This window comes from Novosphingobium sp. KN65.2, assembly GCF_001368935.1.
In the GTDB taxonomy this organism is placed as follows: domain Bacteria; phylum Pseudomonadota; class Alphaproteobacteria; order Sphingomonadales; family Sphingomonadaceae; genus Novosphingobium; species Novosphingobium mathurense.
In genome coordinates this window covers 1-3,191 of sequence record NZ_CCBH010000048.1, presented here as the reverse complement: position 1 = coordinate 3,191, position 3,191 = coordinate 1, and the positions used below count along the sequence as shown (strand labels likewise).

Below are 3,191 nucleotides of genomic sequence, written 5' to 3'. Positions count from 1 at the left end.
GGTTGAGCCAAGGGCAGGCCCTTAGCGATCCGGCGCCCATGGGGGCGCAAAGAAGGAAGGAAAGGGCAGGGCATCGTGGCGCAGTTCCGGCTATCAGCGCAGGTTATCAGCCGCAAAGATGGCCGTAGCGCCGTTGCAGCCGCTGCCTATCGCGCCGGGGAACGGCTACACGATGAGCGCCTTGATATGTCCTTCGACTATGAACGGCGCGATGGCGTCGAGCATACCGAGATCATGCTACCCGAAGGCGCGCCAGAGCGGTTCCGCGATCGTCACGCCCTATGGAATGAGGTCGAGGCCATAGAACGCCGCGCCGACGCCCAGGTTGCCCGTGAGGTGCAGCTATCCTTGCCGCATGAATTGACGTTCGAGCAGCGTCAGGAGCTGGTGCGCGAGTATGTTCAAAGTGCGTTCGTCGATCGCGGCATGATCGCCGATATTGCCATGCATACACCGGACAAGGATGGGGATGAGCGGAACTATCATGTTCACATCATGCTCACGACGCGCCGGATCGACGGTGATAGTTTTGGCAAGAAGGAACGCGACTGGAACCACAAAGATACCTTGCAGGACTGGCGGGAGCAGTGGGCGGAAATCCAGAACCGGCACTTGCGCCAACACCTTGGGCCGGATGCCCCGCAAGTGACGCACAAGAGCCTTGCCGATCAGGGACTAGACAGGGAAGCGACGGTTCATCTTGGGCCGACCGCCAGCGCAATCGAGCGCAAGGGCGAGCGCAGCGAGCGCGGCGATACGAACCGTGAGATCGCCGCTGCCAATGCGGATCGGGCTGACTGGAAATCGAAGAAGCGCGAGCTTGAGGATGAGCTTTCACGCCGTGCGCCGCATCAGGAATCGTCACCCCAAGGCTTGCAGGATGAGATGCGGAAGCTGCGCGATGCGATGGTTGCCGAGCGCGCGAAATGGCAGGCTGAGGTCTCGAAGATTGACGCACCGGCTGTTGTCAAAGCCTATGAGGTTCGGCGCGAGATCGTCGCACCGGCACGCGCCAATCTGGCCGAAGCCGAGGGCAATCTTGAGGCAACCAAGCAACGAGTGGGACGGGTTTCGTCACGGCGTATGACACTCGCGAGCTGGGTCAGAAATCCGCAGAGAATGATTTGGGCCAAGATCAGGGAAGTTCACGCGATGGATCGGGCGCGGCGTGAAGTCGCGCGCGCAAGAGCCGGATTGAAGGTGCGTGAACAATGGATGCGGAGCGAGCAGGGGAGGGCATATGTCGTTGCCAAGGTCGATCAATCGCGCGCTGCCGCAAAGCCTGTCATCAGTCAGAAACGGACGCTTGAACGGAAGATCGCGCGCGTCACGAAGCGCATAGATCGTGTCGAGCGATTGCGTGAAAAGCTTCGTGTCGCCGAGAAGATCGGCGTGCGTTCGATCGCGCGCCCCGTGACCGTTCGCAATCCAGAGCAGCTTATCAGGAGTGTGGACCAGACCGTCATGAAGGCAGTTCGGGCATTCAGCCCTGAACAGCAGAAGCGGGCCATGGAGGCGGTCAGGGCGATGGCGCGGGGGCTTGGTCTAGGCCGATAGTTAGGAAAGGAAACGGGCATGAGCGCAGCGAAGCGCAAGGGAAGAATCTTGGCTGGTGTTGCTGCGCTTGTCCTCGCCGGAATGTCAGCGGGCACGCAACAGGTGGCGCATGAATTTCACTATCCGCGCGAGTTTGGAGGCGGATTGATCGACGTTGGGACGCATCGCATCTATGCGCCATGGAAGATTGTGCCGTGGTCGATCGCCTATGGAACGACCTATCGCAAGGCGTTCGATGCGGCCCAGCTCACAGCCTTTGGCGTGGTCATGTTTCCAATGCTGATCGGCATCGGGATCATGCGCCGCCGCCGTCGCGCGGTGCGCGCTTTCGGCACCGCATCTTGGGGCACGATCGAAGATGCTGCCAAGGCTGGCCTTGTCGATCCCAAGCAGCGGGCGACGGGGCGGGTGCTTGGCAAGATAGACGGCAAGCGTCTGACGTTTCATGGTCCGGCGCATAGCATCGTTGTTGCGCCTGCCCGGTCGGGAAAGGGCGTTGGTCTTGTCATTCCTACAGTCTGTGCGTGGGAGCAGAGCATATTCGTCTACGACCGTAAGGGCGAAATCTGGCACATCACGGCCGATCACCGGAAGCGGTTCAGCCACACATTCTATTTCGCGCCGACCGATCCGAACACCGCGCGTTGGAACCCGCTGTTCGAGGTCCGCAGGGGCCATATGGAGATTGCCGACATTCAAAACATAGTCGGCATTCTTGTCGATCCGCTGGGATCGAAGGCCGGCGACCTCAACTTTTGGGATCAGTCTGCCAGCAACTTTTTCGTCGGCGTCATCCTGCATGTTCTCTACAGCGCACCCGACGAGAAGAAGAATCTTACGCATGTTCGCGAGCTGTTGCTGGACATTGAACCGACGATCGACGCGATGTTGTTCACAAAGCATCGTCATCGACCCGATCCATTCGACCCGCAGGGCGAGGGGTTGGCGCGGGACGAGAACGGCAAGCCGATTCCCGAAGCTCACCCGGAGGTGCGTTTGGGAGCGACCGCGTTTCGCAACATGGATGAGAAAGTCAGATCGAGCGTTCTAGCTACCGCCCAGGCGGCGCTCACGCTCTTCGCCGACCCGCTTGTGAGCTATGCGACAAGCTGGTCGGACTTCGCCATCGGCGACCTTGTTTGTTCCAAGCAGCCGGTGAGCTTCTACCTCATCACGCCGCAGGCCCATGCTGATCGGCTCGCCTTCCTTGTCCGCATCATGCTTCGTCAGTCGATCAACAGCCTTATGGAAGACATCGACCACGACAGCAGGGGGCGGCGCAAGCGTCATCAACTCTTGATGCTGATCGACGAGTTTCCGAAGCTAGGGGCGCTTCCGTTCCTTGAGAATGCGCTTGGCGAGATGGCTGGCTATGGCCTGACGGCCCAGCTCATTTGCCAGAGCTTCAACGACGTGTTCGGCAAATACGGCCTGCACACGTCCATCTTCGATAACATGCACATCACCACTGCCTTTGCGACCAGCGAACCCAATTCGATCGAGAAGATTATCAAGCGGGCAGGGCGTTCGCTGGAATATCGCGAAAGCTACAGTGATCCCCGATCAATATGGTTCAAAGGCGCGCGCACCACGTCAATCAGCGAGCAGGAGCGATATATTCTTGCGGAACAGGA

Annotated in this window: 2 protein-coding genes; both read left to right on the top strand. The window is 59.6% G+C overall.

Going from position 1 to position 3,191, the window contains the following annotated elements; all coding sequences use genetic code 11:
• The first annotated feature begins 75 nt into the window (after positions 1-75).
• The gene (mobQ, locus tag SPHV1_RS01750) at positions 76-1,557 is read left to right on the top strand and encodes a MobQ family relaxase (RefSeq protein ID WP_048575095.1); all 1,482 of its coding nucleotides are present in this window, start codon (positions 76-78) and stop codon (positions 1,555-1,557) included.
• 18 nt (positions 1,558-1,575) lie between these two features.
• The coding region (locus SPHV1_RS01745; protein ID WP_054944397.1) for a type IV secretory system conjugative DNA transfer family protein at positions 1,576-3,191 on the top strand (1,616 nt) is incomplete at its 3' end.